The organism is Bacteroidota bacterium, from assembly GCA_034723125.1.
In the GTDB taxonomy this organism is placed as follows: Bacteria; Bacteroidota; Bacteroidia; order CAILMK01; family JAAYUY01; genus JAYEOP01.
The window spans coordinates 1-3,204 of sequence record JAYEOP010000234.1 but is presented as its reverse complement, the minus strand read 5'-3'; the positions used below and the strand labels follow the sequence as shown (position 1 = coordinate 3,204).

Below are 3,204 nucleotides of genomic sequence, written 5' to 3'. Positions count from 1 at the left end.
AGAATTTCGCCCTGATTTGCCGATAGTTGCACAAACAGCATATTCAACAAGAGAAGAAAAAGGACAAGCAATTTCAGCAGGTTGCGATGATTTTATTTCAAAACCTATAAGCGAAGAAACCTTAAATGAAATAATTAACAAATACTTGATAACGAAATGAAAAAAGGTGCTAACATTTTCTTGGTTTTCATTGCCTTTTTCGTGGTGCAAAAATTGACAATTGTGCGAAATTTGAACGATTGAATAAGAATTTACATTGTGCGGAAAAAGGCAATGAAATCCAAGAAAATGTTGCACTAAACCTCATGGTAGCCTTTAAATTCACAGCACAAATATAATATTTTTTTTATATATTTGATTAATTTGCAACTTTTATTTTGCAAATATCGTAAAATTTCATGACAATTTAATATTAATTTAAAATTTATTTGTTATGAAAACTATTATTGAAAGTGCGAAGAAAGAAATAAAAGGTTTTAAGAATATGAGTCACAAATTTGAACGAGATTTGATACTCAATGGTAAAACACAAAAAACTTACAAATGCTATATTAGGCAAATTGCTGCTATTTCATTAGAATTTAAGAAATTACCTACAAAAATTTCTAATGAAGAAATTAAAGAATATCTATTTAAAGTCAAAACAGAAAATGATTACAGCGAAAGTTATTTTAAATTTACTGTTTACGGACTTCGTTATTTATTTAGGCTTTACAATCTTGAAGATAAACTGATAAAACTTCCTCCTTTGCCAAAAAAGAAAACTCTCCCAGTTGTTTTATCACAAGCAGAATGTATAAAATTATTTGCTGCACCAGAAAAATTTAAGGACAAATTTATGCTTGCTTTAATTTATTCTGCTGGTTTACGTATTAGTGAATCCCAACGCATAGCACGTATTGATATTGATACAGAACGTAAGTTAATTTATGTTTGTCAGGGCAAAGGAAAAAAAGATAGATATGTTGTTTTATCTAAATTTTTGGCAAGCCGATATAAAAAATATTGCAATGAATATAAAATAAAAAAATATGTTTTTCCCGGACAAAAAGAAGGTAATTATATTTCAAAAACAACAATAAGAAAAATATTGAAACATGCTGTTTTAAAGGCAGGGATAGAAAAAACAGTAACAATTCATACTTTACGGCATAGTTTTGCTACACACATGCTTGAAAATGGAATTGATATAGTAACCGTAAAAGAGCAACTTGGACATGAAAATATCCAGACAACTATGGAATATCTTCAAGTGGCTCGTTTTGAAAGAAAAACAGCTGTGAGTCCACTTGACAGTCTTTATGGAATTAAATAATGAAGCCAAAATATGAAATTTCTGATATACTTGATTTATACGGGTTTGACTTTAAAAAGCGAGAAAACTTACCTTCGTATAAAATAAAGGTATTAGAAAATTTAGAATATTGTAGGACTTCGTACTTTGGCGGTCATGTTGAACAATGCGATGATTGTGGACATCTTCGTATAAGTTACAATAGTTGTAGGAATCGTCATTGTCCTAAATGTCAGGGCTTGAAAAAAGAACAATGGATAATATCAAGAGAAGAAGATTTATTACCGGTAAAATATTTTCATGTAGTATTTACACTTCCACACGAACTTAATGGCTTAATTTTGAAGTATCAAAAAGAACTTTATAATTTGCTTTTTAAAACAGTATGGTCTGTAATACAGGGGTTTGCAAAAAATAAAAAATTTCTTGGTGCAAAATCCGGCATGATAACTATTTTACATACTTGGGGACAAAATTTAAGTTTTCACCCTCACTTGCATTGTATTATTCCGGGTGGCGGCTTAGATGAAAATGGAAACTGGAAAAATTCACGTTCCGATGGAAAATACTTATTTCCAACAAAAGCAATGAGTTCTGTTTATCGTGCAAGATTTGTTGAAGGCTTACGTAATTTTGCTAAAGAAAAAAATATTATTTTATCCAAAAAATTAATAGATAAATTATTTGAAAAAGACTGGGTTGTTTATGCTAAGCGTCCTTTTAACAAAGTTAATTCAGTAATTGAATATTTGGGCAGATATACGCACAGAATAGCAATCTCGAATCATAGAATTATTGATATAAAAAATGGTGTTATTAAATTTTGGGCAAAAAATTATAAAAAAGAAGGCAATAAAGAAATTGTAAAATTACCTGTTCGTGAATTTTTACGCAGATTTTGTTTACATATTTTACCCAGAAAATTTATAAAAATTAGGCATTATGGTTTTTTGTCAAATAGAAATAAAAAAAAATCATTAGAACAGGCACGTAAATCTCTTGACGCAAAAGCACCACCGAAAAAAGATAAAGATTGGAAAATAATTATGAAAGAAAAATATGGAGTAGAACCTGATATTTGTCCAAAATGTAAAAAAGGTAAAATGCTACTAATAATTGAATTAAAACGTGGTCAGGAATATTATCCATTAGAATAAATTAAATCTAAATTGAGCGATTATGTGCAAAGAGAAGTGCCAAAATATTGAGAATAAAAAATTTATAAAAAAAGTAAAAAAACCCGTTGGTCTTTGAGTCTTTTTTTATAAACTTTTTTAACTCAATAGGTTGGTGCTTATCGAAGCAGATAATCGCTTAATTTAGGTTAAAATAAAAGGATTTTATTTTGTTGATTGAATATAAATTTTGACGTGTTTTTATGCGAATGATATTGTATTGTCTAAAATTAAAATATCTTAAAAAAAATGATGAATTTTTCACTAAAATATGAGTTTCTGAAAATAATAATCAGAAAATCTCTCCAAAAAAAATATAATTATGATAATTATAATACAATTATCATAGACTTTTCAGAAAATAAAATTATTGAAACCCCATAAGCAGAAAATTGTTCTTTTGTGGGTTGAACGGTTAGTGCAAACTGGGGCTTCATTTTGTATTTTTTGCTAAGGCAAAAAATCAAAACGAAGCCTAAATGTTAGGCTTCCTATTTTCTTTTTGGTTCAATTATCTCAACGGTTTTTGTCAATTTCTTAAAATCCGAAACATTGCTGGTTACCAAATCTGCTTCAATTATTTCTGCCGTTGCAATTATCAAAGCATCAGGTAGTTTTATTTTTGATTGTTTCCTAAACTCAATTGTTAAATCAGCAATTTCTTTGTCAAGGTTTACGATTGATATTATTTCTAAAATCTTCTCTATCGCAAATTTTTCTTGCTCATTATTGAAG

General features: G+C 28.4%; 3 protein-coding genes. 2 read left to right on the top strand and 1 reads right to left on the bottom strand.

Annotated features, from left to right (window positions below; all coding sequences use genetic code 11):
• Nucleotides 1–433 precede the first annotated feature (433 nt).
• Both U9R42_06570 and U9R42_06565 read left to right on the top strand, forming a co-directional pair.
• Nucleotides 434–1,315 carry a tyrosine-type recombinase/integrase gene (locus U9R42_06570; GenBank protein MEA3495682.1) on the top strand — a complete coding sequence of 294 codons (882 nt, stop codon included), beginning with the start codon at nt 434–436 and terminating at the stop codon, nt 1,313–1,315.
• Nucleotides 1,315–2,451, top strand: coding sequence for an IS91 family transposase (locus U9R42_06565; GenBank protein MEA3495681.1), 1,137 nt, complete (start codon nt 1,315–1,317; stop codon nt 2,449–2,451). Before U9R42_06570 ends, U9R42_06565 begins: the two co-directional genes overlap by 1 nt.
• Nucleotides 2,452–2,960: 509 nt before the next feature.
• Here the strand turns inward: U9R42_06565 and U9R42_06560 are convergent.
• Nucleotides 2,961–3,204 (bottom strand): PIN domain-containing protein (locus U9R42_06560; GenBank protein ID MEA3495680.1); only part of this gene is annotated, 244 nt, incomplete at its 5' end.